22 protein-coding genes are annotated in these 24,260 nt (G+C 59.5%); 10 read left to right on the top strand and 12 right to left on the bottom strand.

The window, feature by feature from the left end; translation table 11 throughout:
- Positions 1 to 6: 6 nt before the first annotated feature.
- Together B1781_RS18725 and moaA are read left to right on the top strand one after the other, a co-directional pair.
- A complete protein-coding gene (locus tag B1781_RS18725) occupies positions 7 to 1,857 on the top strand; it encodes a thioredoxin domain-containing protein (protein ID WP_125932175.1) in 1,851 nt (616 codons plus the stop codon).
- A complete protein-coding gene (gene moaA / locus B1781_RS18720) occupies positions 1,850 to 2,869 on the top strand; it encodes a GTP 3',8-cyclase MoaA (protein WP_125932174.1) in 1,020 nt (339 codons plus the stop codon). The genes B1781_RS18725 and moaA overlap by 8 nt, the downstream gene beginning before the upstream one ends.
- Before the next feature lie 61 nt (positions 2,870 to 2,930).
- Here moaA and B1781_RS18715 read toward each other — a convergent pair whose 3' ends face one another.
- From B1781_RS18715 to B1781_RS18685, 8 genes are all read right to left on the bottom strand, one after another.
- On the bottom strand, positions 2,931 to 3,575 hold the full coding sequence (locus tag B1781_RS18715) for a tellurite resistance TerB family protein (RefSeq protein WP_078121111.1): 645 nt from the start codon (positions 3,573 to 3,575) through the stop codon (positions 2,931 to 2,933).
- Positions 3,576 to 3,641: 66 nt separating this feature from the next.
- Positions 3,642 to 5,267 (bottom strand): choice-of-anchor I family protein, encoded by a 1,626-nt coding sequence (locus B1781_RS18710; RefSeq protein ID WP_174575417.1) that lies wholly within the window; start codon positions 5,265 to 5,267, stop codon positions 3,642 to 3,644.
- Between the two features lie 174 nt (positions 5,268 to 5,441).
- Positions 5,442 to 5,861, bottom strand: coding sequence for a thiol-disulfide oxidoreductase DCC family protein (locus B1781_RS18705; protein WP_078121110.1), 420 nt, complete (start codon positions 5,859 to 5,861; stop codon positions 5,442 to 5,444).
- Positions 5,862 to 5,872: 11 nt separating this feature from the next.
- Positions 5,873 to 6,334 (bottom strand): DUF2269 family protein, encoded by a 462-nt coding sequence (locus tag B1781_RS18700; protein ID WP_078121109.1) that lies wholly within the window; start codon positions 6,332 to 6,334, stop codon positions 5,873 to 5,875.
- 1 nt (position 6,335) lies between these two features.
- The gene (locus B1781_RS18695; protein ID WP_164513464.1) at positions 6,336 to 7,616 is read right to left on the bottom strand and encodes an NAD(P)H-binding protein; all 1,281 of its coding nucleotides are present in this window, start codon (positions 7,614 to 7,616) and stop codon (positions 6,336 to 6,338) included.
- Complete coding sequence (locus B1781_RS23270; protein ID WP_164513463.1) at positions 7,613 to 7,960, bottom strand: hypothetical protein; 348 nt, start codon at positions 7,958 to 7,960, stop codon at positions 7,613 to 7,615. The genes B1781_RS18695 and B1781_RS23270 overlap by 4 nt, the downstream gene beginning before the upstream one ends.
- 72 nt (positions 7,961 to 8,032) lie before the next feature.
- Entirely contained in the window at positions 8,033 to 8,548 is a 516-nt protein-coding gene (locus tag B1781_RS18690) for a GbsR/MarR family transcriptional regulator (protein WP_078121107.1), read from the bottom strand.
- Between the two features lie 285 nt (positions 8,549 to 8,833).
- Positions 8,834 to 12,148 carry an MtrB/PioB family decaheme-associated outer membrane protein gene (locus tag B1781_RS18685; RefSeq protein WP_078121106.1) on the bottom strand — a complete coding sequence of 1,105 codons (3,315 nt, stop codon included), beginning with the start codon at positions 12,146 to 12,148 and terminating at the stop codon, positions 8,834 to 8,836.
- A gap of 294 nt (positions 12,149 to 12,442) precedes the next feature.
- Between B1781_RS18685 and B1781_RS18680 the strand changes: the two genes are divergently transcribed.
- Together B1781_RS18680 and B1781_RS18675 are read left to right on the top strand one after the other, a co-directional pair.
- Positions 12,443 to 13,882 carry a tetrathionate reductase family octaheme c-type cytochrome gene (locus tag B1781_RS18680; RefSeq protein ID WP_078121105.1) on the top strand — a complete coding sequence of 480 codons (1,440 nt, stop codon included), beginning with the start codon at positions 12,443 to 12,445 and terminating at the stop codon, positions 13,880 to 13,882.
- 44 nt (positions 13,883 to 13,926) lie between these two features.
- Positions 13,927 to 14,913, top strand: coding sequence for a DmsE family decaheme c-type cytochrome (locus tag B1781_RS18675; RefSeq protein ID WP_125932173.1), 987 nt, complete (start codon positions 13,927 to 13,929; stop codon positions 14,911 to 14,913).
- A 63-nt stretch (positions 14,914 to 14,976) separates the two neighbouring features.
- Here B1781_RS18675 and B1781_RS18670 read toward each other — a convergent pair whose 3' ends face one another.
- Positions 14,977 to 15,255 (bottom strand): hypothetical protein, encoded by a 279-nt coding sequence (locus B1781_RS18670; protein ID WP_078121103.1) that lies wholly within the window; start codon positions 15,253 to 15,255, stop codon positions 14,977 to 14,979.
- Positions 15,256 to 15,570: 315 nt separating this feature from the next.
- Between B1781_RS18670 and B1781_RS18665 the strand changes: the two genes are divergently transcribed.
- Positions 15,571 to 16,848 carry a hypothetical protein gene (locus B1781_RS18665; RefSeq protein WP_125932172.1) on the top strand — a complete coding sequence of 426 codons (1,278 nt, stop codon included), beginning with the start codon at positions 15,571 to 15,573 and terminating at the stop codon, positions 16,846 to 16,848.
- Positions 16,849 to 16,851: 3 nt separating this feature from the next.
- Positions 16,852 to 17,307: a hypothetical protein gene (locus B1781_RS18660; RefSeq protein ID WP_125932171.1), complete on the top strand. Its 456-nt coding sequence runs from the start codon at positions 16,852 to 16,854 to the stop codon at positions 17,305 to 17,307.
- Between the two features lie 29 nt (positions 17,308 to 17,336).
- On the opposite strand, the gene B1781_RS18655 is transcribed toward B1781_RS18660, so the two are convergent.
- Together B1781_RS18655 and B1781_RS18650 are read right to left on the bottom strand one after the other, a co-directional pair.
- On the bottom strand, positions 17,337 to 18,653 hold the full coding sequence (locus B1781_RS18655) for an ATP-binding protein (protein ID WP_125932170.1): 1,317 nt from the start codon (positions 18,651 to 18,653) through the stop codon (positions 17,337 to 17,339).
- Positions 18,650 to 19,378, bottom strand: coding sequence for a response regulator (locus B1781_RS18650; RefSeq protein WP_078121099.1), 729 nt, complete (start codon positions 19,376 to 19,378; stop codon positions 18,650 to 18,652). Before B1781_RS18650 ends, B1781_RS18655 begins: the two co-directional genes overlap by 4 nt.
- Before the next feature lie 124 nt (positions 19,379 to 19,502).
- Between B1781_RS18650 and B1781_RS23020 the strand changes: the two genes are divergently transcribed.
- From B1781_RS23020 to B1781_RS18630, 4 genes are all read left to right on the top strand, one after another.
- Positions 19,503 to 19,877 (top strand): hypothetical protein, encoded by a 375-nt coding sequence (locus B1781_RS23020; RefSeq protein ID WP_125932169.1) that lies wholly within the window; start codon positions 19,503 to 19,505, stop codon positions 19,875 to 19,877.
- A 33-nt stretch (positions 19,878 to 19,910) separates the two neighbouring features.
- Positions 19,911 to 20,195: a hypothetical protein gene (locus tag B1781_RS18640; protein ID WP_125932168.1), complete on the top strand. Its 285-nt coding sequence runs from the start codon at positions 19,911 to 19,913 to the stop codon at positions 20,193 to 20,195.
- 382 nt (positions 20,196 to 20,577) lie between these two features.
- Positions 20,578 to 21,495 carry an HDOD domain-containing protein gene (locus B1781_RS18635; RefSeq protein ID WP_078121096.1) on the top strand — a complete coding sequence of 306 codons (918 nt, stop codon included), beginning with the start codon at positions 20,578 to 20,580 and terminating at the stop codon, positions 21,493 to 21,495.
- A gap of 251 nt (positions 21,496 to 21,746) precedes the next feature.
- Complete coding sequence (locus tag B1781_RS18630) at positions 21,747 to 22,673, top strand: sensor domain-containing diguanylate cyclase (RefSeq protein WP_078121095.1); 927 nt, start codon at positions 21,747 to 21,749, stop codon at positions 22,671 to 22,673.
- Between the two features lie 664 nt (positions 22,674 to 23,337).
- Here the strand turns inward: B1781_RS18630 and nhaR are convergent.
- Positions 23,338 to 24,246: a transcriptional activator NhaR gene (gene nhaR, locus B1781_RS18620; protein WP_078121093.1), complete on the bottom strand. Its 909-nt coding sequence runs from the start codon at positions 24,244 to 24,246 to the stop codon at positions 23,338 to 23,340.
- Between the last annotated feature and the right edge of the window lie 14 nt (positions 24,247 to 24,260).

Here is a 24,260-nt window from a genome sequence, read left to right as displayed (position 1 = left end):
ACGCCCGTGGCCAGATTCTTCTGTTTGTTGCTCCTGACGGCGATCCTTTCGCCCGCCTCGGCACTGCACAATCAATTGGCCGGACATGCGTCGCCCTATCTCGCGATGCACGGCGAAGACCCGGTGGCGTGGCAGGACTGGAACGCCGATGCGGTGGCGCTGGCACGTGAGCAGGACAAACTGCTGTTCATCTCGAGCGGGTACTTCTCGTGTCATTGGTGCCACGTGATGCAGCGCGAGAGCTACCGCAATTCCGAGATTGCAGCACTGCTCAACGATCACTTCATTCCGGTCAAGCTCGACCGCGAACTGCACGGCGCGCTCGATGCGCACCTGATCGACTTCGTCGAACAAACCCAGGGGCAGGCAGGCTGGCCGCTGAACGTCTTTCTGACTCCCGAAGGTTATCCGCTGATCGGCGCAACCTATCTGCCGCCGGAGCGTTTCAGCGAGTTGCTCAAGCGGCTCGATGCCACCTGGAAGAAAGAACCCGGGCGCATGCGCAACCTGGCGCGCCGCACCCTGCTTAAGCTTTCGATGCAGGATACCGAGTCGCTAGATGAGCCTTTGTCGGCAGATGCCTTGCGACAGGCGCTGCTGGAGCAGGCGTTTACCATCGCCGACATGCTTGAAGGCGGATTCGGCAATCAAAACAAGTTTCCGATGGTGCCGCAGCTGATGGTGCTGCTGGAGCAGCAGGCCTCGCATCCTGACCCACGCCTGGCCGAGTTCCTGACACTGACACTCGACAAGATGGCCAACGAGGGACTGCGCGATCACCTCGCAGGCGGTTTCTTCCGCTACACGGTCGATCCATCGTGGCAGGTGCCGCATTTCGAGAAGATGCTGTACACGCAGGCCATGCTTGGCGAACTCTATCTGCGCGCTGCCGACGTCTTCGAACGCGACGACTATGCCGAACTCGCCTTGCAGACCTTACGCTTCGCCATCCGCGAGATGCAGAACGAACAAGGCGGTTTCGTGGCCAGCTTCTCCGCGGTCGATGGCGAGGGCGTGGAAGGTGGTGTGTATCTATGGCATGTCGACACACTGCAGCAGGTGTTGGGAAAAGACGATGCGGCGCTGGCACAGCGCTATTGGCGGATGTCCGGCCACGCCGCGTTCGATGATGGCCATCTGCCGCGCCGTGGCGAATCGGCGGCCGATATCGCAGCCGAACTGAACCTGCCGGTCGATTCGGTCGAGGCAAGGATCGACAAGATCCGGTCGACTCTGCTTGCGGCGCGCCATCAACGCGACCTGCCGATCGACGACAAGGTGTTGGCGGGATGGAACGGCTTGATGCTGGCGGCGTTGGCGCAGGCGGCTGCGCGCACTCACGACCCGCTGTTCGAACAGGCCGCGCAGCGGGTGAACGATTACCTGCGCGAACGTCTGTGGGATGGTCAGCGGTTGTTGCGTGCCGCAGACAATGGCCGGGAACTGGGCAGGGCGTCGTTTGAAGACTATGCCTATGTTGCCTACGGCCTGTCATGGTATGCGCGTACCCGCCAGGACAAAACCGCCGCATCACTCGCCGATCAGCTGTTGCAGTCGGCGTGGGAACGGTTTCACGGCCCTGCCGGCTGGCGCCTCGACGATCAGCCACTGATCCCGGGCATGGGGGATGAAGCCGCCGTAACGGAAGGCGCATTGCCGTCTCCGTCGGCGACCTGGATCAACATCGCTGCGCGCAGCGGCGAGGCGGATATCCGCGGCCAAGGGGCGCAATCCGCGCTGCTGGCGCGCAACAAGGTGCAGGCGGAGCCTTTCTGGTACGCTGGCCACGTTCAGGCACTGTTGCAGGTGCCGCGTCAAAGCCGGACCGAAAAGGCCGTGAAGAAATCCGATGAATAATAACAGCGTGCCCCTCAAATCCTTGCGCGATCCGTTTGGACGTAGCGTGACCTACCTGCGCCTGTCGGTCACCGATCGCTGCAACTATCGCTGCAATTACTGCATGGCGGAAGACATGACCTTTCTGCCACGCAAGGATCTGCTGACACTCGAAGAATTGCAGCGGATCACAGCGGTGTTTATCGGGCTCGGGGTCGACAAGGTGCGCATTACCGGTGGCGAACCGCTGGTACGGCGCGATGTTATGTCGCTGTTCGAAGGTCTGTCTCCCTATGTTGCGGAGGGCAGTCTCAAGGAACTGACGCTAACGACCAACGGCACCCTGTTGGAGAAGTATGCGCACGAGTTGTATGCCAACGGCGTACGTCGCATCAATGTGTCGCTGGATTCGATGGATGCCTATACTTTCGGCGAGGTCACCCGTGGCGGCGATCTGCAGACCGTACTCACAGGGATCGAAACGGCCAGTGCCGCGGGCCTTGCGGTAAAGATCAACGCGGTGGCCCTGCGCGGGATCAACGACGGCGAACTGTCATCCATGCTCGGCTGGGCCGGTGAACGTGGTTACGACCTGACGCTGATCGAATCGATGCCGATGGGCGAGATCGGCGATTGTCGCCAATCGCATTTCATGTCGCTGGATGAGGCACGCGCCGTGCTGCAGAAAGACTGGACGCTGACCGCCAGTGAGCATACGACCGGTGGACCGGCGCGCTACATGCAGGTCGCCGAGACAGGCACGCGCGTTGGTTTCATCACACCCTACAGCCATAACTTCTGCGAATCGTGCAACCGCGTGCGACTGACGTGTACCGGTACCTTGTACATGTGCCTGGGCCAGGACGATGCGACCGATCTCCGCCAGCCGTTGCGTGACGGTGCGAGTGACGATCAACTGCGCGACGTGATCGTCGAGGCGATCACCCGCAAACCCAAGGGTCACGATTTCGATGAAACCCGCCTGCAGGATGGGGCGCAGGTGATTCGATTCATGAGTACCACCGGCGGGTGAGTGGTTCGGACGATCGACCCGGCATCGCTACCGGATCGGTCGTCAGCAACGCAGTGGTTGATCAGGTGGTGCGATTGGCGTCGACAGTCGCCTGGATCTGTTGTGCCAACCCCGGCTGCAGGCCGAGTGCCCCGGCCAGCGTATCCAGATAGATCTTCTCCGGCGGGGTCGGTGAGTCCAGCATCAGGGCCGACGCCGCATACACCTCGGCTGCGTGCTCCGGCGAATCGACGGATTTTGCGAGACCGTCGATGTCCAGCGGCTTGCCGTATTCTTCGAACAGGAAGGCCTTGTCGTCTGCCGGCAGATCGAGCCCGTTGATCTGGTTCATGATCGCCTGGCTCTCTGCCGTATCGATCTGGCCATCGGCCTTTGCCGCCATGATCATCGAGCGCGCCAGCAACATGCTCAGGGCCTGTGCGCCGGCAGCGTCGTTTTGCCTTGGGAGGAAGGCGCCGTCTTCCGGCGGTACATCGACCCCGGCCTGCGGCATCACGTTGCCGTTGGCCTGGTAGTTCTGCCAGGCCTTGTAGGCGAGGCCGCCAACCAGCGCCAAGCCGCCGAGCTTCAACGCATTGCCGGCCATCTTCGATGCCTTCTTGCCGGCCAGCAGGTTGCCCAAGACACCGCCCGCCAAACCGCCGGCGAACCCACCGGCTGCGCCACTGCCTACGAATTGGTCGAGTAGTCGTTTCGCGTCAAACATCGTCTTCCCCGTTGATTGCCTGACACGTTACGACCGCAGCCGATGGTCGCGGGTTCCCCGTCGGGTTCAGCGTTTGCGGTGCTTGTGCATCGCCGCTGCTCCGATGGCGAGCAGCACCAGCGTTGCCGGCAACGGCACAGCAGAAACCGCGTAAAGCGTGGTGGTACCCGAGACCTCGTTGGATACGACCACATATCCCGCACCACCCGTGTTGGTTTGGTTGAGCAACGCAAACGCGATGCCTTCCGGGCTGATGTCGTCGGTATTGAAGATATAGTCCTGGTACACGGGATTGTTCGGATCGGTCACGTCGAACACCATGAGGCCGCTGGTGCGCTCAAGACCGACCAGGGCATAGAACCAGCCGTTGATCTCGGCGATTGTGATGGCTTCGGGCTCCGGGCCTTTGTTGTCCGAGCGGCCTTCCTGCCATAGCTCCGGGTATTGCTCGGCGATGATGCGCTCGATCAGGTCGCCACTGTCGTACACCTGCTCGCCGGTCGCTGCATCCCAGATTGAGAAAGAGCGCGCGCCGAATGCATAGATTTCTTCATAGGCGCCGTTGTTGTCGGCGTCACCCAAAGTTGTCGTTGCATTCAAGCGACCGAGGTCGTCATTGCCGTCGGTGCCCGCGACCGCGCCCTCGAGGTTGAGGTCTTTCACGCGCGATTCTTCGTTGTATTCGATCGCGCCGAGGTTACCGGCGTTGTATGCGTCTGCCCCGGCGTCTTCGTAGTCGCGTGCATCACCTTCGTTGGCAGTAACGTAATAGGTTTTGCCACCGACGGCATAGCTGCTGATGGCGTCCGGTTGATACATGCCTTTCAGGCCGTTCCAGGTTTCGATCTCGCCGTCGCTGTCGCGATCGGAGGCATCCAGGCCGTTGCCGGCAATACTATGGTCTTTGAAGCCCAATGCGTCGACGCGGGTCACGCTGTTGCTGGCGATATCGATTACCGCGACGGCGTTGTTTTCCTGCAAGGTAACGTAAGCGGTGTTGCCGTCGGGTGAGACACTGATGTATTCCGGCTCGATATCCTGTGCCTGGCTCGCGCCCGGTCCGAAGATACGGACATCGCCCGGCAATGCGACCGACGCGAAGTCGATCGCGGTGGCGGCGGTCTTCGAGGCGACATCGACGACGGAGACCGAACCTACCGGGTCGGTATTACCGGCTCCATAGAAGTCGGGTTCGCCTTCATTGGCGACGATCACCTTGCTGCCGTCCGGGGTGAACGTCAGCATATCGGGCAGGGCGCCGACGCCGACCCGCGATACTGTGGGCGCGGCAAAGTTGGTTTCGTTGGCATCGAAAAACCACACCTCGCCGGTGTCCTGCTTGTTCGCACCGTTCTCGACCGCGATGGCGACAACGCCGTTGCTCACCGCGACGCTGTTCGGTGAGCCAAAGCCTCCGACATCGAATGATCCCAGCAAGGTGCCTTGTCCACTGCCTGACAGCTGCAGCACGTCGACGCGGTCATTCTCGGCATTGGTGACGAAGGCGCGATTCGACGCAGTGTCGACAGCGACGATTTCGGCACCACCTTCGAGATCGGTGCCTTGTATGCCGCTCGACCAATAGGTCCAGACGGAGGTGAATTCGAGCTTAGGTGCGGCATACGCCGACGAACCCATGAGCGACAATGCGCACACAGCGGCGGCTGCGGTTTTGATTCGGGGAAACGACATCAGAGACTCCGGCAAGTGTTGTTATTGCTTACTCAGCATGCCGTGGACGGATGCGATGCGTTTCGGCATCGCGTCGGGCGCCACGAAGGCGCCCGACCGCTACATGCTAGAGGTCGGCAAATGCTAAGCAGGGTCTATGACAATGACGTGACGCCAGCATGACCGCGTCGGGCCTTACCGCTTGTGCTGTGGTGGATTGATTTTGCACTGGCCGTCGGCACAGCCGTCGTCGAACCAGTGGCCAATCCGTTTGGATATCACGTAGCGCCGAGCAGCAAATGCCTGGTAGCAGAGCTCTGCCAGGCTCTTGGGCAGTACGGACAAGGGCAGGTGAAGCCACCACCATCCCGCTGCTCGGTAGCTGGCAAGCACGGTGTCGAATCCAATCAACATCCGGCCGTCATCGGTGACGGCATGCAGCGAACCCATCAAGGCCTTCATCGTTGTGCCATAGCGCGACGGATCGAAGCCATGCGCCTGAATGTCGATGAACGCGAGTTTGCCTTTGTGATCGGCATGGGCGAGCTTGTTCTTCTCCCATCGGCAGATCGGGCAATTACCGTCGTAAAGCAGGGTGATTTTTTGATTCGGCATCGGGGTTGTCCTCAAAAGGGTTTGGCCACCATCAGGAAGAACACAACGATCATGGCGCTGAATGCGGGTATGCCGAGCAGCGTCCAGGTGCGTGCGTACGACCAGTAGATGGGTGGAAGGGGTGATTGTGTGGTTTGTGCCTCGGCGGCAAGTTTATGCATGCGGATCTGCAGCCAGACGACCGGTAGCCAACATAGCCCGGCAAGGGCAAACAGCCCGAGGCTCCAGGCAATCCAGCCGGTCAGTGGCAGGCCGGCAAGAATCATCAGGGCATAGCCGCTCGCCGGCTGTATGACGACTGTCGGCAAGGTGAATAGCCAATCCGCCAGCACTACGCGTTTGGCGGTGTGCGCGATGGCCGCGACGTCTTTGCTGCGGTTGGCCTGCCACATGAAAAAGGCCGTGCCCAGGCCGGTGCCGAACAGCAGCGTGGACGACACGATATGCAGTGTCTTGATGATCGCGTAGTCCATGTCACGCCTCGCTTGCCGAAGCCGACAGCAACAGCAACATCGCGACGATCGGCAGGTTCTTCACCAGGCTGCCGAAGGGGTCGGTCCACAGCTGCGGTGCGACGATCGTCAGCGCAGCGGTATAAAAGCCGATGACGGCGATCTGTGCCAGCCACAGACGGCGACCGGGGCGCAGCAGTGTCAGCATGCCGAGCATCACGTCGGTGATGCAGGCAGCGGCGAACGCCGGCTGCGCCGCGTTGGCCGGTAGGCCGAGATCGCGCAGCAGCGCCACGCCGCTGTCTTGCGCATACAGCCAGCTCACAACACCGGCCGAAACCCACATCGCTGCCAGTGCCAGCAACAGTACCGGCTGCGTCCAACTCCTTACCGCTTGCTCGCGCAATCGGACGACGTTAGCGGGCGAAAAGAACTGCGGCAGTGCGCGCGGCGGTCTGCCGAGCACGCAGCGCGTATCGTGTGCATCGGCGCTATTGCCTTTGAGCAGCATTCCAAGTGTCTCGCCACTCAAGGCCCCCATGCCGCTGATGTCGCCGGCCCATGCCACGAGGCGAATCACCGGAACGGGTATAGGAATCACCAGCCCGTCGCGCATGCGCATGCTGCGACGCAACTGCATGAGCAGCGTGCGCAGCGTCACCGGTTCGGCGCCGACCGCGGTTACGATCTGTTGCATGGCCCGGTCGGACTCGACCATGCCGACGATCATCTCGACCAGGTCGTCGCGATGTATCGGTTGCAGTTGCTGATTGCCGCGACCGACCAGCGGGATTAGCGGCAGGCTGGCGAGGGTAGCGAACAACTGCGTGCTGGGGCTCTCCGGCGCCATCACCAGCGACGGCTGAACGATGGTCCAGCCGGCGTTGCTGCATCCCTGCAAAACTTTGTCGGCCGCGTGTTTGCTCTGATGGTAGGCGCTGCTCGCATCGGCATCTGCCCCCAGCGCAGAGATCTGGATACAGCGCGCCACGCCCGCCTTGTCGCAGGCACGAAACAGCGCTGCGGGTGCACGGTAGTGCAATGCCTCGAACGATTGTGTGCGCGTCTCGCGCAGGATGCCCACGGCGTTGATCACGACATCGACGTTCAACAGCCGCGGCAACCAGGTTTGCTCGTCCTGGTCCTGCATGAAATCGACTTCAAGGTGGCGGAGCGAGCCGACACCGGGCACAACCGGCTTGCGGTGAACGCAGGCGACGACGTCATGGCCGCGTGCCGCCAGGGCGTCGACCACGGCGCTGCCGATGAATCCGCTGGCTCCGGTGACGAGTACGCGCATCATGCCACCTCTTTGGGCAGGTTGAACGGCTTGAGTCGAACCGCTTTGAGCAGGCTGCGGCCGATCAGCGCGAAGCCGATGAAGTTGCCGAGCAACACGGCGAGCACGATCTGGCGGATGGCGTCGGCGATGCCCACGGTGGACGATGGGCTGAAGATAACGGCAAGCGATAGCGGCGCGATCAACAACATCAGGAAGGTGTAGCGCGACCAGAACTCGGTGCTGCCTCCCCGGTCGCACAGTTGATCGAGCAGGGCGTTCAAGGCGGATTTCATCCATGCCCACATCGACAGACTCACTGTAACGCTGGCTGCCATGCTGAATATCATCAGGTTCAATTCGCTCATCGTGTTGCTTCCTTCTTTACTTTCCAATATTTCTGTAATGACAGAAATTAAAGTGCAAAAAAACGCCGGCGCTCAGCTCAGCAGTTTTTTGGCCTTCAAACTGGTTTTCAGCCATTGCGTCAATCCGGCGTTCGGCAATGCCTTGACCTCTTCAAACACGTTGGCCATCAGTTCCATGAAGTCCAGCGTATCTTTCATCCGGCCGCGGGCGACCTTGGGCGTTTCGCCGCCGGCCTCCGACACACAGGCGCGCAATGTGGTCAGCGTCGGATCGATCTCGCGGCGTTTACGGCCTTCGGCGACGGTGCGGAAGATCTCGCGCACGTCGTGCTGCGCCTCGAAGTGGTCGCGCCGGTCGCCTTTCATATGCACGATGTGCACAAGCTCCCAGCTTTGCAGTTCGCGCAGGCTGGTGCTGACGTTCGACCGCGCCACGCCGAGCGTTTCCGATATCTCTTCGGCATGCAGCGGCGCCTCGCTGAGGAACAGCAGGGCATGGATCTGCGCCACGGTGCGGTTGACGCCCCAGCGGCTGCCCATTTCACCCCAGTGCATGACGAAGCGTTCCATGGTGGACGAGAGTTTCATCGTCTAAATTCGATCTTTCGGTAATTTCTGTTATTACAGAAATAGCCGTTTTGCCAGGCTCAGTCAAGAAGATTTTCGTGCGTACTTCGGCGGGCCGTGTCTGAATCGCCGAATATCAAGCCTGGTTTCGCGAAGTAGAAGCGACGCCGGGGAAGACAAGGCGCGCTGAGACATGCAGCGCCACCGGGGGCGTGGAGGCTTGCGGCAATGGTCGCCGGCAAGAGGAAGGCCGACGCGATACGTGTAGTCGCCTGACCTCGGTGATCCCGGCAGCGTTGGCCGCACTCAGAACCTGACCGAGATCGACAGGCCGATGATATGTTGATCGTAGCTCGGGTTATCTTCGTCGAGCAGCAGTACCTCGGGAATCGAATCGGCGTTCACACCGTCGATCGACCAGTCGTCCGCGTCGTACTTTTCATAGCGGTAGTCGAGCCGCAGCTTGGTGTTCTTGCGAATCTCGCGTTCGGCATACAACCGCAGGCTTTGTTGCTTGGCCTTGAGATCGGGAAATAGTGTGACGGGAGGCAGCGTATTGTTGCTTCGGATATCGATCTTGCCGGTCGAGTCGCTCAGTACATAGTCGGCGCCGATCTCGGTGCGGTAATCCTTCTTCCAGCGCACGCCCAGCCCGATGGAGTCGACCGTATCCTCGTTGCGCACGAACCAATCCGGTTCGTCGGGCACCTGGCTGCCGGCCTGACGCGATTCATAGATCTCGCGACCGATGAAGGCGTAGGTGGTCAGATCCTGGTTAGGGTTGTACGCGGCATCCAGGGTCAAGGATGTCGATTGTGCATCCCGCAGACCTACCCGGGTATCGTCGTAGTCGTCGTCAGACAGTGACAGGTTGGCGCTGAGCGCGAGTCGATCGGTGGGTTGCCACGAGATGTCGAGTCCCTGGGTTTTGCGATCGCGGTCCGAGATATTGTATTTGCGCAGCAAGGGGTTTTCGCCTGCGATCGGCTCGTAATCCGAGCCGATGCGCGCGGACAGGCCGCCGCTGAGCGAGACGTGCAGGTTGTCGAGGGCGGACAGACGTAGCTTGAGTTTTCCCTGATCTTCCGTGGTCTTGTCGACCTCGGACGGTGAGCGCTCCATGGTTTCACGACTGACTTCGCCGCTGAGACGCGCCTTGCGGTGTAACCGATAGCCGGCATGCAGTTTGGCGGTGCGCTTATCGTAGCTGTACGGTTGATTGGTGCTCGTCTGCGGCGAATTGGTCAATCCGCCGAAACTGTCGTTGACATAGTAGGTGTAGCTGTCGCTGGATGTCTGGTTGTCGCGCTTCTGCATGCGGTAAGAGGCTTTCAGGTCCAGGCCGCGTAGCGGTCGCGATGTTACCGCCAGGCTGGCGTTGTACAGGTAGATTTCGCCGTCCAGCGAGCTGCGCGGCAAGTTGTGGGCGGTGAGTGCGGGATCGACGGTATCCGGCAGAAAATCTTCATCCTGCAACATGACGCCGACCGAGGCGATGCCCGTAACATGCGTGGTGTTCGAGAGCGCATGGACACCGGATACGGAGAGCTGATGAAACTGGTTGTCGGGCGGCAGGGCAATCGCGCCGTCAGTGCCGCGCGGCCCGGTGGCATCGAACGGGCTCTCCCATTTGAGCGTCTCGAGGCTGTCGTAGAAGAACGAGCCGTGGTATGCAAAGCTCATCTGCGTCTGCTCGCCGTTGAAGCCGAGTGAGGCATCCAGCGTGTTGGTCGTGTAGTCGACCGGCTCGGGCAACAACACCGATCGACCGTTGCCGGGCGAGGTGCCGATCATCCCTGAGGTCTGACGCAATCCCTCCTGGCTCTCGGTCTGGTACGACAGTTTGGCGGTCCAGCGGTTGTCGCTGGCGTACACCTTGGTACCGGCCGCCAGTCGTTTACGCATGGTGCCGATCTCCACCTCTTTGAGACTCGATGTCAGGTTGGTCATGTCGGCCGTGCTGTCGCCGCTTACCCACAGGTCGGGCAGCGAAAGCTGATCGCTGTCGATGCCGTCGAATATGCTGCGGCCCGAAAACTGTCTGAACGGTATCTGCCGATAGTTGATGGATGTGTCGTACGCGCCCTGCGAGCCCCAGCCGATCTCCAGCGAGCGGTTGTCCAGCCCCAGGTTCTCGCCCTTGAAGCGGGCATAGCCGCTCTCGCCGTCGGTGCTGCGGATATCCACATCGCCGTTCAGCTCAACGCCTTCATCCCCGAGGCCGTTGTAGCGACCGAAGAACAACGCATCGTCGCTCAGTGACAGCACGCCTACGTCGATCTCGCCTTCGGTGCGGTACTTGGATATGTAGGGCTCGAACAGAGGGTAGCCTTGCGTGGCGAACGTCAGGAACAGCGTGTTCTTGGTGAAATCGTTGCTACCCGAAACGCGATCGGCGTCGTTGGAATCCCTTGCATAGTGACGCACACCGGTCACGAGATAGGTGTTGCGGGTCAGGAAATACTTGAGACCCGCTTCGGCCGACAACGAATCGTCGTCGCGCGCCGATTGCAGGTAGTCGGCAACTTCGTAGGCAACTGAGGCGTAGGGAATGAAGCGCGGCGTTACACGGTACTCGATCTTACCGGCCAAGCTGGTGCTGAGATAACCGGGACTGCCGGTTAGCGTGGTCTCGTTGAGTGCTCGTTGAAGATTAGCGGTGATCTTGGTGGCAGGAGTCGGGCGCAACGTCAGCTTGCCGCCGAAGTCCGGTTTGCGCACTGTGTCGAAGCGATCGTCTTCATAGTTCTGTTCGAGTACGCCGACATAGGCCTCCGCCTTGTTGCCGCCGCCGAACTTGCTGATGAAACCGACCGCCGCGCGATAGCCGTCGGAATCTCTGTCGAAACCGGCGATGTCTTCACCCAGGTCGTAATCGCGTCGATCATAGAGCGCCTGAAGAAAGACCTGATCCTGCTCGGTCAATGCGTAACTCAGACGAGCACCCAAGCCGAACAGATCGCGGTCGCGGTCGTCATTGATCAACAGGCCGGTCGCTGCCGGCACGTTGTCGAAATCAACGCGTTCAAACGTGGCGCCCGTGCGTAACGTCAGTGCATCGAATACGGTTTTGACGCCGGCGTGGGCGCTCAACGTCGAATAAGTGGTCGGGCTTTGTCCAGCGATCTCTGCCTCGGGCGAGTCGCGTCCTTCATGGTCTGACGCCATGCCCAGCCCGCCGAATAGCTCTATCGTGTCGGTCGCGTTGTATCGCCCTTCCAGGTTGACCCAGTAGTCCTGGTAGTTTTCGGCATCGTATTCTTTGTAGCGGCCGATCTCGGCACCCGCATTGAATTTCAGCGAGTGCTCGGGCCAGGTTGAATCGACGCGAAGCTGGGGCGACAGCACGCTTATCCAATCGGACGTCTCGCCGGTATCGGTGGCAAAGATGTTGTCGTCATAGGTTTCGGTCAGGCTGAGCGACGGTCTGAAGCGGAAGTTCGTTGTGTGGTACCCGGGTTTCTTTGCTTGTGTGCTGACCTCATTCGCATCGTCCGCTTCGACGAGGGTGTCAACTCCCGTGTCTGTCGCGAGGGCAGGCGCAGATAGCAATATCAGTGACAACAAGCCGGATCGCCATTGCTGGGTTGGCCTTGGTGAGCGCGTTGCTGTTTTCTTCATTGTGCTGGCCCCGTCAACCTGTTGTTCAGTGTTTCGGGTTGTGGTTGTTCTTATTGTTCTTTCATTGCAAGCTCGCGTACTACCGTCTACTCCGATTGTGAACCTCCCAGTCGAACAATATTTGTTCAACGTCAAAACAGTTGGCAATTTGTTTCAGTAGGAAATAGCGCCCCGTACGCAGCCAACGCTCAAATGTTTCCAATTGTTTCAGCCGTTTTTTTTGGCGTTGTGAAGTGCGTGCATCAGGCATATGGTTTTAATAGAAGTACATAACGACATGACGCCGAGGGCGACATGCATAGCCGAAAGTCATCTACCCACGAACTGGCCTTGCTGGGCCTTGTGATGGCGTTGAGCGGTTTTGCTTCAGGTGATGAGCAGGGCGCGGCACAACAACCGCGACCCATCATCGAAGAGCATGCGCAGATAGAAGGTCCTTTTGCCGATGGTCCGGATGTGACGGATACCTGTCTGGATTGTCATGAGCAGGCTGCGCACGACGTGATGCAGACGTCTCACTGGACCTGGTCGGTCAATCAGGAGGTTTACGGGCGGGGCAGCATCGCGGCCGGCAAGCGTCACGCAATCAACAATTTCTGTTATGGCGTGGCATCCAATCTCAGTAAATGCACTGAATGCCATATCGGCTACGGATGGAAAGACGACGCGTTCGACTTCGACGACCCGTCGCGTATCGATTGCCTCGTCTGCCATGATACGACCGGCACCTACAAACGCATCGGCGGCGATGGCGGGATGGCCGACCCGGCGACCGACTTTGAATTCGTCGCGCGCAATGTCGGATCGCCGGGTCGGGCCAACTGCGGCGCCTGCCACTTCTACGGTGGAGGTGCGCATGCGGTGAAACACGGCGATCTCGAGAAACTCCTGATCGACGCTGATGCAGCCATCGATGTGCACATGGCGTCTGACGGCCTCAACTTTCGCTGCCAGCAATGCCATAAGACCGAACGGCATGAGATCCCCGGTCGCAGCATGGCGGTCTCGCCCGGTGGTACCAACGCGGTGGCGTGCACCGACTGCCACCAGGGCAAACCGCTGCACAAGCATGCCTTGCTGGATCAGCATGCGTTGAGCGTGGCATGCCAGACATGCCATATACCGATCTTCGCCAAGGGCGAGGCGACCAAGACATACTGGGACTGGTCCGCAGCCGGCACCAAACCTGAATCCGAGGTGCGGGATGACGGCAAGCCCCTGTATGTGCCGGTCAAAGGGCGTTTCAGATGGGAAAGAAATATTGTTCCGGCCTATCGCTGGTTCAATGGCAAAACCGGCGTGCATCGTTGGGGTGAAGATATCCCCCAAGGCGACGAATTGGTGTTGAATTGGCCGGTCGGCGACAGGTCGGATCCGGAGGCGAAAATCTATCCTTTCAAGCTCAACCGAGGCAGACAGATCTTCGATAAGGTACATCGCTACCTCATAAACCCGCATCTCGTTGGTGATGACGGGTTTGTCTACACACTGGATTGGGATACCGCATCGCGGCTCGGTATGCAGGCACGCGGTTTGGACTACAGCGGGCAATATGGCTTTATCGACAGCCTGATGTATATCCGCATCAATCACATGGTGGCGCCTGCCGACAACGCCTTGGGTTGCAGGGATTGCCACGGTCCGACGCAGAAGCGTCTGCCTTGGAAAGAGCTCGGCTATGATGCAGACCCGCTATACGTACCAGGACAGGCGCGTTTCCCGTTGGACCGGTGATCTCGGAGGCAAGTCATGAAACTGTTGGCGAGAGGTGAAGGCAAGTGACCAGGTCTGCTTGGTGGGTGTTGATTGCGGCGTGCCTGTGGGTTCAGCCCTCGCTGGCGCAAAGCGCCGAAGGGATGAGCGAGAAACAACAACAGCGAATCCGGCTGGAGGTCTGCCTCGGGTGTCACCGCGCGCAGTACGACGCGATCCGCAATACGCCGCATTGGATGTCGGGTGATCCGCGAACGCCAGCCAGCGTACACGAGTGCTCGACCTGTCATGGTGAGCTGGAAGAACATGTGCTGTCGGCCGGCAAACAGGGTGGGCAGGACGGGGCGCAGACCTTTGGCAAGGTCACGACCCTGTCTGTTGCTGAACAGAATGCGGTGTGCCTGGGGTGCCACAAGACCAGTGAGATGATTCATTGGCCCGGGAGCGGTCACGATCTCGAAGAGGTCGGATGTGTGGGATGTCACCGCATACACTCGCCCGATGATGTCGTCGAGCGGTCGTCGCAGCAGCAGGTGTGCTTCGACTGCCACGCGGAGATGCGTGCCAAGAGTCATAAACCCTATGGCCATCCGTTACGCGAGGGCGAGATGGCGTGTACCGATTGTCATGGCGCTCACGGCGGCCCGGGAGATGCCGGCCTGAAGGCATTCTCGGTGAACGAGGTGTGTTATGAATGCCATGCCGAGAAGCGCGGCCCGTTTTTGTGGGAGCATCAGCCCGCCAGTGAAGATTGCCTGTTGTGTCACGATGCGCACGGGTCGATCCATCAAGGTATGCTCAGCCGGCGTGAACCACATCTGTGCCAGTCGTGTCACGAGCCGACCGCGCTGGCCAACAATCCCTTGGGGCCGCATGCCCGGCATTCACGCCTTGCCTTGAGTTTCCGCGAACCGGGTCAAGCCGACCAGGGACCGGACCCGGCGCCGGGCTCGCGCGGCATATCGCGGTTTGTGTTGGGCGAAGCCTGCTCGAACTGTCATAACCAGGTGCACGGCAGTAATCACCCGGCGGGCGCCAAGCTCATGCGCTAGGTGCTGAAACGAATACAGGCGCCGTGCTGCGCCTGTTTCCATCCGGTCGGGCTGTCGGTGGTGTCAACGCTGCCCGCGTTGCAATGACCCATTCGTCGGTGTCTCGCTGACACGCGCATCGCTGTCGATCGCGAAGCGATTGACAGACCGCGCATCACTTCCCATACGTACGAATTCGACGAAGTCGTCATTGTCATCCATCGTGTCGAGACGTGTGTTGTGGATGTCGCTGGGCATGTTGGCCCAGCCTTCGCCCCAAACACTGTTGTGGTCGGCGAGTGCGCCCGTTGAAGCGCACAGCGAAGCGATCAATGTGAATGGTAGGCCGATTCGTAAGGTCATCGGATGCGCTCCCGGTCGATAGCTGACTTTGATTGGTTTGGGAATGAATTGATTGGCGTTTGAAAGGCCAGGATACCGATCGGGAGTTTCACGAGGATTTCGCGACGGTTTCATCAATAAACGGATATGTAACCAATTGTTTCGAGCGTTTCACCGAGCGCAATACATGCAACATGCTGAACCGATTCGGTAGTCATCCGCGCCATACACTGAACGTGAGAGGAGGACGTTGAGAAACCTCCGCTTGCAGGCGCCGGGAGGTGACGCTTGGTCAAAACACGACTGAAGGGAGTTGCAATTAAGGGAGTAGCGGCCATGAAAAACACAAGGCGTTTATTCAACAAGACAGCGTTGGCTGCGGCCATGGCTGTCGCAATCGGTGGCATCGTGTCGATCGATCAATCCGTTGATTTATCGAGCGGTGTGTCGTTGTTCGTATCGACTGCCTATGCGCAAGATGATGGCGGTCATGGCGGCGGAAAACACGGCGCGATGGGCCAAAAAGGCGGTGGCCAAGGTGACCGGGGTGCCGGTGGCCAGGGTTACCGTGGTGGCAAATCCATGCGTGACGTGTTGTCGGATTCCGACGAAGGTGAAGAAGACTCAGACCGGCCGGAGTGGGCCGGAACGCCGGGCCGAGACGGCAAGCCGGGCGGCGGTAACGCCGGTGGCGATCGCAAGAAAGGCGGCGACTACGGTGACCTGTTCGTGGTCCTGCGTGACGCCGACGGTAACCCGGTTATGGCAGGTGATGAGTACTACATCCTGTTGTCGGACGGCACTGTCGTGAAAACCGTCGACGGCGAAGTGCCTTCTGCCTATCTCGATCTGGCAGTACCGGTCGAGTTCGGTCGCATGAACATCGCACGTTCGCCGGCCAGCGTGCTTGAGCACGCGCTGACCGAGGCATTGAGCAAACTGGTGACCCTGCCGGCCAATGAAGACGGTCTGGTCGTCATCGACGCCAGCAACCTTGCTGCCGTCACTGATGCCTCCGGCAGGTTCGTTATCGGCGATGCATCCATCGACTCGCCGCTGGAGAACCTGGCGATCTACGAAGCATTGCTGACCGCGAAGGAAGTCACCGTCGACGATCGTACCTTGCTTGAACTGAGCGTGACCGCGTCGAAAGACGGAGCCGACTCGGTCTACACGATCTATGTCGACCCCGCAGTTCGGCTTGATCTCGCTGCGTCCGCTATCGCGGCCAGTTCCGACAAGACCGGTGAGCTGACGGCCGATGAGATTATGCTGATCAGCAGCTTCCTGGGTGTCGACGACGAGCTGGCTTCGTTGATGGAGTCTTACACCTACGACAAGGCGGCTGCGTTCGATGGTGAGATCGTTTCGGTGTTGGTCGACCCGGAAGGTGATGGCACCTACTTCACTGCAACGGGCGACGTGCTGAGCCTGATCGATCAGTACGCCGGCGACATCTGGAACACGGTGTCTCAGCCGGAGGTAATGGCTTACACCGACGAGCAGTCCGTTCAATATGAGGATGCGCTGAGCGGCATCTACCTGTTCACGCAAGCCGCAGACGATGCGGTTCAGGTACTTGAGTTCGTACACGATTACGAACCGCCTGAGTAACAGGTGAGTCCTAGCCAGGCGGTCGCCACGCTGTCAGTAGAAGGCGGCGTGGCGGCCAGATCGAAGAGGAGCGAAGAGATGCTGCGAATCAAGAAGCGTTCGCTGCTGTGGGTCTCTGCCGCCGTGGTGGTGTGCGTATTCGGCACTTGGCCGGCACAGCCGCCAATCGTTGCCGGTTTGAATATGCCGTCGGTGGCCTATGCCGCCGGCGGCAAAGGCGGACACGCCGGGGGTGGCTCGAGTCACGATTACACCAGTAGCGATCACACGGGCCATGACTCAGACAGCCATGATCACGACACGGATAGCCATGACGACGGCGACCATGCATCCGGTGGGCACGAGTCCGGGGGCGCTAAAGGCAAAGGTCGGGCTGATCGTGGTGGTCGTGCGCTCAGCGGCAAGGGCCGGGGCGGTCCGAGTCGTACCGTGGTCGAGGTCATCTTCGAGCACGAATGAGGTCGAGTCCGTGACGAACGGTGTTGTTTTCACCGTGCAAGGTGGACAGTGAACTCACTGCCGCCTTGCGCGCGGTTGCGATGCGTTACCCGCCAACCGTTCGAGTCGCATAACTGTTGAACGATCGCGAGCCCCAGGCCGCTGCCTCCGGTGCGGCGGTTGCGTGAACCTTCGACGCGATGAAACGGTTGAAAGATGGCATCGCGCTCACTTGCCGGAATCCCAGGCCCCTGATCGAGTATCTGCACCTGCAGGTTGCCGCCCGCTTGTGTGCAGACAATCGCTACCGGCTTGCCTTCCCCATAGGCGATCGCGTTTTCGATCAGGTTGCCGATGACGCGTCGCAGCGCGTTCGCACGCAGCGTGATGACGCACGAGGTGACAGCCGAGCTGTCGAGCGTGATCGATCCCCCGCGCAGACTGTATCCGCCTGCGACGTCGTTGAGCAGAGCGACAACGTCGGTTGCGACCGGATCTTCTCCGCCGCTGCCACGCGCCAGTAGCAGGGTCTGCGCGATCAGGTGTTCCATCTCGTCGATGTCCTGACGCAGGCCGTCGACCAGGGCCTGGTCGTCGGCCGTGTGCAACAGTTCCAGTTCCACCTGCATACGCGCCAAAGGGGTTCGCAGATCATGCGAGATGCCGGCAAGCAGCGTCGTGCGATTCTCGACCAACTGCCTGATCTGCGATTCCATCTGGTTGAGTCGTTGCGCCAGGTTGGCGATCTCTCGCGGACCGGACTCGGGCAGGCTGACGGTGAAGTCGCCTTCACCGATGCGATGCGTTGCCTCTGCCATTTTTGCCAGGGGGCGGGTGATGCGGCCAACGAGAACCACCGACACCACGAAGGCGATGAACAGCGCAATGGTTGCCAGGAGCGGCAAAATCACATGCAGGCTGTTGCGCACACGGTCCGCCTTGAAGCCCAATCGCATGACACGCCCACCCATCGGAAAGTCGGCCCACAGCCACTCGGGGTGATTGGGGTGGGCATGAATCAACACCGGTTCGCCGATGTGTCTGCTCAACGCGGATGTCAGGTACTCGAGATACGGACTCGGATCGGAATCCGTCGGATGCGGTGCTTCACTGGCGATCACCTTGATCGAGTGACGTTCGAGCAGCTCTTTCTCGTAGTCGGCGCGGGTGTCGGGTGGGAGTTCCACCCAGATCTGTGCGACCAATACCAGGAATGATGCAAGATCGTCGGCGGCCTGCTTGGTATGCGGTTTGATCAGTGAATAGTGAAGCAGCGATACGGCCACGATCGCGAACAACAAGAACGCGACGGCCAGGGCCATCGCGGTCCGGCCGAGCAGGGTGGAGGGCAATGGCGAAATCTTCACTGCGGCGCCGGGTTACCCTGCGGCGTGAACATGTAGCCCTTGCCCCACACGGTACGGATGAACTGCGGATGCTCCGGGTTGGGTTCGATCTTCTTGCGCAGACGCGTCACGCGGACGTCGATGCTGCGATCGAAGGGTGAACGCTCGTAGCCTTTGAGGTTCTCGATCAGCGAATCGCGGCTGAGCACCCGGTTGGGCTTGGTGACCATCGCTTCCAGAAGTGCCGAGTCGCCCGGCGTCAGTTCGATCACCGTGTCCTCGCGGATCAGGCTGTGTGCCAGCAGATCGAACGTGAAGCCACCGAATCGGTAAAGGTGGCTTTCGTGCAGTGTTTCCTGGTTGGCGGCGTGCATATCGCTGCGACGCAGCACGGCGCGAATGCGCGCCAGCAGCTCGCGTGGATTGAACGGTTTCGCCAGGTAGTCGTCGGCGCCAACTTCCAGGCCGACGATGCGATCGACTTCATCGCCGCGCGCAGACAATATAACGATCGGTATATTGACCGAACCGCGCAGCCGCCGGGCGATCGACAATCCATCTTCCCCGGGCAGCATCAGGTCGAGCACGACCAGGTCGACGTCATGATCGGCGAGGTAGGTGTCCATCTGCTCTCCATCGCCGGCGCCGGCAACGCTAAAGCCTTCGCCGCCGAGGTAGCGGATCACCAGGTCACGCAGTTTGTCGTCGTCGTCGACAATAAGGATGTTTTTTGCGGTGTTGTCCATGTTCGTCGAAATCGCTCCATCTGCCGGAGAAACACATCGAAACAATTTCAAGGTCAGCGGGAAACAGGGGGGAAACAGGTTTCGGCCATGCTTGCGTTGAACAACTCAACATCACGGTGGTGATATGACCAATTCGTCCAGCATGCGTTTTACCCTTCTCTCGCTGATCGCAGCGGTAGTCGTTTTTCCAACCTTGACCATCGCGGAGACTTCTTCATCTCCTAGAATAGAGTCTTCGGCGACACAAAGTGTTGTGCGAACGCAAGAAGAGTCACGATACCGCTACCAGACCGACAGGCAACTGCCGTCGGAGTATTATGGCGGCGGTGGGCAACAGCAGCGTCTGCGTAAACAGGAGCGTAATCGCTACCAAAACCGGCTGCATAGCGGCGATGGTTTTGGCGGGGCATCCCGCGGCGGCTCTGCAAATAGCAGCGGCCGGGGCGGTTTCGGTGGTGGATCGGCCGGACGCGGTTCAGGCGGTGGTGGTCGCCGATAATCCCACCATCTGCATGTAACGTCGGAGGGGCAGGTGAGGTATTTCGGTTTGTTGATTGCGATGGTTTGTGTCGGTCTGCTCGGCCTGCCTGCTGCCGTCGTCGCCGAACCTGCCGGTCAGACAGAACCCCAGGCGTCGCCGAATGGCGACGTTTGGGGCGATCCGGAAGACAATGAAGGGGAATCGTCGGACGAATCCTGGACGTGGTTCGGTATGGGATATGAACGCCGAAGAGCGATCAAGGATGTCACCGCCGATGGAACACCCGCGGGCGATAGTGGTTCGCCCGGCAACAACCCGGGCAAACCGGGTAAATAACCCGCTATGCCGCCAGCAGCCGCGAGTCGGCCGGATCGGGGCGTCTGAGACTACCGATTACCTGACCAACCCAAGCATCCGTCAGGCTGCCCTGCTGCAAACAGCGTAGGCCGTTAGTTCCTGTAAATTTCCCCGTGTGTGCCTGTCGCCGAATACGGTGTGTGCGATAAGCGTGTTGTATCGACAACGGTTGTGCTATCAGTTCAGCTTGTCCAGAATCCGACCAAGGCCAAAACGGAACCGCGAAGTTCCGCGACTGATTCCCCGCTTGTCGTTGTATAGCCGCAAGGGCAGTCGATCCACGAGGGCGTGATTGTCCGGCTTCGCGTGGCCTGCCGGTTTTGGTTGTCCCAAGGTCGTAGAGCAATAAGGACGGAGCGCTGTGGATCCACGGCTGAGCAAGGATATCGAGGAACAATTGTTGGCGGCGAAGCTGCCGACCCTGCCGGCTGTTGCCATTCAATTGGTGGCATTGGCGCGTTCAGCGACTGCTGATGTACGTGATCTCGTCGATATCGTCGCCTCCGATCCGGCGATCTGCGTGGCCTTGGTTCGGCGCGCGAACGCCGCTTCGAGCGCACGTGCGGCACAGGCTGAAACGGTTTCTCAGGCAGTCACCTATCTGGGATTTGAGCCCGCGCGCACCCTGGCGCTGTCTGCCTCCCTGGTGCCGGAGCTCGCCCGCACCGGGCAACCCGCCTTCTGCTATCGCCCCTATTGGCGACGCTCGTTGATCGCGGGCGTTTGCGCGCGCGCCATCGCCAAGCGTCTGTGGCCCGACCAGATCGAGCAACTCGGCCTCGCTGCGCTGGTGCAGGATATCGGTATCCTGGCGCTGGCGCAGACGACACTGCCGATCTATCACACGCTCGACTATTCGAGCTTTACCCACAAACGCGCAATTCAACACGAACGCCACGCGATTCACGATGACCACGCCGCCGTGGGCGGCTGGTTGCTCGAACGTTGGGGATTTCCGCCGGAGATGGTGCGTGCCATACGCCTGTCGAACAATCTCGCTTGGTGGAAGGCCGTCAGCGATGAAGGGGCCGACTTTGCAGCCGGCGTGATGGCGTCGGGACTACTGGCCGACCTGTGGACGACCCAGGGCACGACCGAGGTGCAGGAAAAGCAAGGCGACGTGATCGCTTTGTTACGTCTGCCCTGGTCGGACATCATCGAGATCTTCACCGACGCTGCCACCGATATTCCACGCATGGAGGCACTGGCCGGTATGCGGATCGAAGACATCGGGCAGTTGCAGTTGACGCTGGCAATGCTGTCGAAGTCGGATTATTGATCGCTCGATTCAACCAGCCAGCCATTGCGTTTCGTTTGGTGTGCCGACATGCAGCGCGTTTCCGTATAGCTAGATAGTTTCCGATGGCATGCGTTGCGGCAAAACTCAAAAAATTGTCAAAAGAAAACGCGAGTCAGCGGATATCGCGCCATTATTCTGGACGTGTCGTCGCTGATGTGCTTTTTTTGGTAGGAACAAACCATAACGGCTGCAACAACAATAATTGAATCCCACCATAGGCTGATGATGGCGTGGTTTCTGAAAAATTCTACAAACAGGTACTTGATGCGATTGCCGAACGTCTCGTCGTAATCGATAAGCAAGGCAATATCGTTTTTGCCAACAAGGCATGGTCGGACTACGACAGAGCGTACGGCGAAGGCTCACCTACCGATTGGGCGAAACAGAACTACATCGAGGTCTGTGACCGCGCTGCAGCAGACGGTGACCCGCATGGTGCCGAGGTCGCGGCAGGCATACGCCGCACGATCAGCGGTGAACTCGATTCTTTCTACTACGAATACCCATGCCATACGGCGACGGCAGAGTTTTGGTACATGATGCGCATTGTTGCATCGGACGAGAACCGGTTCGTCATTTCGCACCATGATATTACGGAAAGAAAACGTGCCGAGCAGGAGGCATTGCGCCTGTCCCGTGTGGATGGATTGACCGGTGTGTCCAATCGGCGTTGTTTCGACGATTTCGTGCAAACAGAATGGAAGCGCTGTTCCCGATTTGCCATGCCATTGTCGTTGGCGCTCCTCGATATCGATCACTTCAAGCTGATCAACGATACCTACGGTCATCAGGTCGGCGACGATAGTCTGCGTGCTGTTGGCGGAGTACTGGGTGGTCTGGCGAAACGCCCGACAGACCTGTGTGCACGCTACGGCGGTGAGGAATTTGCCTTGGTATTCGGCGGTACGCACCTGCACGAGTCGAAAACAATGATCTCGAACGCCGTCGCAAGGATCTGCGACTTGAAGATTCCCAATCAGCACAGTCCTATCGAGGGAAGACTGACGGTTAGCGTAGGGGTCGCATCGATTAGCCCCAACAAGAACGATGATCTACATGCCTTCATCGGCGCGGTTGATGCTTTGCTCTACCAAGCCAAGTGCGACGGTCGAAATTGCGTCGTCGCGCGTCATCTCGACGATTGTGAACCTGCCTGACAACAGCATGCTTCGAAAAATTCGAAGCGTTGCCTGCTGAATCCCGAACTTCGATCTCCCGCCTTGTTGCTAGCATTTGATGCAACTACGTAGGGAGCGCAGCGCATTGCATTCCTGGATTAACCTTCCGCGCTATGGGGAACGCACAGGTGAAAAACGACGAGAGCATATCGAGAAACGAGAAAGTTGCGGTCGATGAGGGTAACCCGACTGCATGGGGGTTTCTGAAGACCAGCGCCGCTTACCTGGGTGTGGATTGGTGCCATGCTACACCGTTGGCCGTTACGCCCGCTGCGGCCTATGGCAGGGGTTTGCCAAGGCAGGAGTACGCGCTGATCGATAAGCCGTACGCTGCGTGTACTTAGTCATCGATAGCGGCCAGACGTTGTCCTTGGGCCACACCTGCCGCTTCGATCAAGGTTTGTCGATCCGGCTTGTGCGGCGGTAAACCCGGATAAACCGCGGGATATGTCGAAGACGCGCAGTTCGGCTTTTGCCAACCCACATAGCTTGTCGCTTCGTGATGCGTCGTTGGACAAGAAGTGCCGTCAATGACACTCGCGGGCGAGACTGAATGGGTGAGTGCAAGTGCAATGCATTGCGTGATGCCAGAGCATACGTGACTTGCGTCGAGTATTTCGCGTGAGTCTCAAGCTGATCCGGCTCAGGTCACGAACAATTGTTTGCGCGCTGCTTCGGTCACCACGGTGACCGCTGGATTCTTGATGCGGCGTTCCGGCGAAATAATGAAAAACTGTTCTTTGATCTCGGTCGTTCGACCGATGACGTCGACGCCGTACTTATCCATTACATCCTGATCGACCGCGGTGGGCGAGGTAAAGATGCCGGTGCCGCGTTCACCGAACGCCTTCATCAGCGCGCGATCGTCGAACTCGGCAACCACCATCGGTTTGATACCCTGGTGTTCGAACCAGGACTCCAGATTGCGGCGCAGACTGCTACCGCCGGTCGGCATCAACATGCGCTCGTTATCGAGGCTTTGCGGAAAACCTTCGCGCAACGCCGCGGCTTTCTCGGGCGTGCCGAAGAAACTGATACCGGAATCGCCCAGCGAGTGATTGTAAGCGCGGATGTTGAGCGTCGGACTGACCGGCACATCGGCCAACACGGCATCGAGCTTGTGCACTGACAGATCGGCAAGCAGATCGACCAGCGGTGCCTCCTGGCAGATCAGCGTTACCGGTTCAGCCATCTGCAAAACAGGCTCCAACACGCGATAGGCGAGCAGCTTCGGCACCACCATCGCTACGCCGACGCGTACCGTGATCGAAGCGCCTGCGGTGTTACCATCCAGCGTATCTTGCAGTTCAAGACCGAGGCGAAACATCTCGTCGGTATACGAGAACACCAGCCGGCCGGTGTCGGTCAGCACCAACTGACGACCGTCACGCGAGAACAGCTTGGCGCCGAGTTGTTGTTCGAGTTCGTGTAGTTGACCGCTGATCGTCTGTGGCGTGACGTACAGGGCCTCGGCGGCGCGTGCGATGGTGCCGTGGCTGGCTACCGTCCAGAAATAGCGCAGGTGTTTCAGGTTGAGTTTGAAGTTCTGCATATTGCCTGGTGTTC

The sequence above is a fragment of the Thiosocius teredinicola genome (assembly GCF_002009425.1).
Lineage (GTDB): Bacteria > Pseudomonadota > Gammaproteobacteria > Chromatiales > Chromatiaceae > Thiosocius > Thiosocius teredinicola.
The sequence above is the reverse complement of the archived record's forward strand: the minus strand, read 5'-3'. Positions and strand labels throughout refer to the sequence as shown.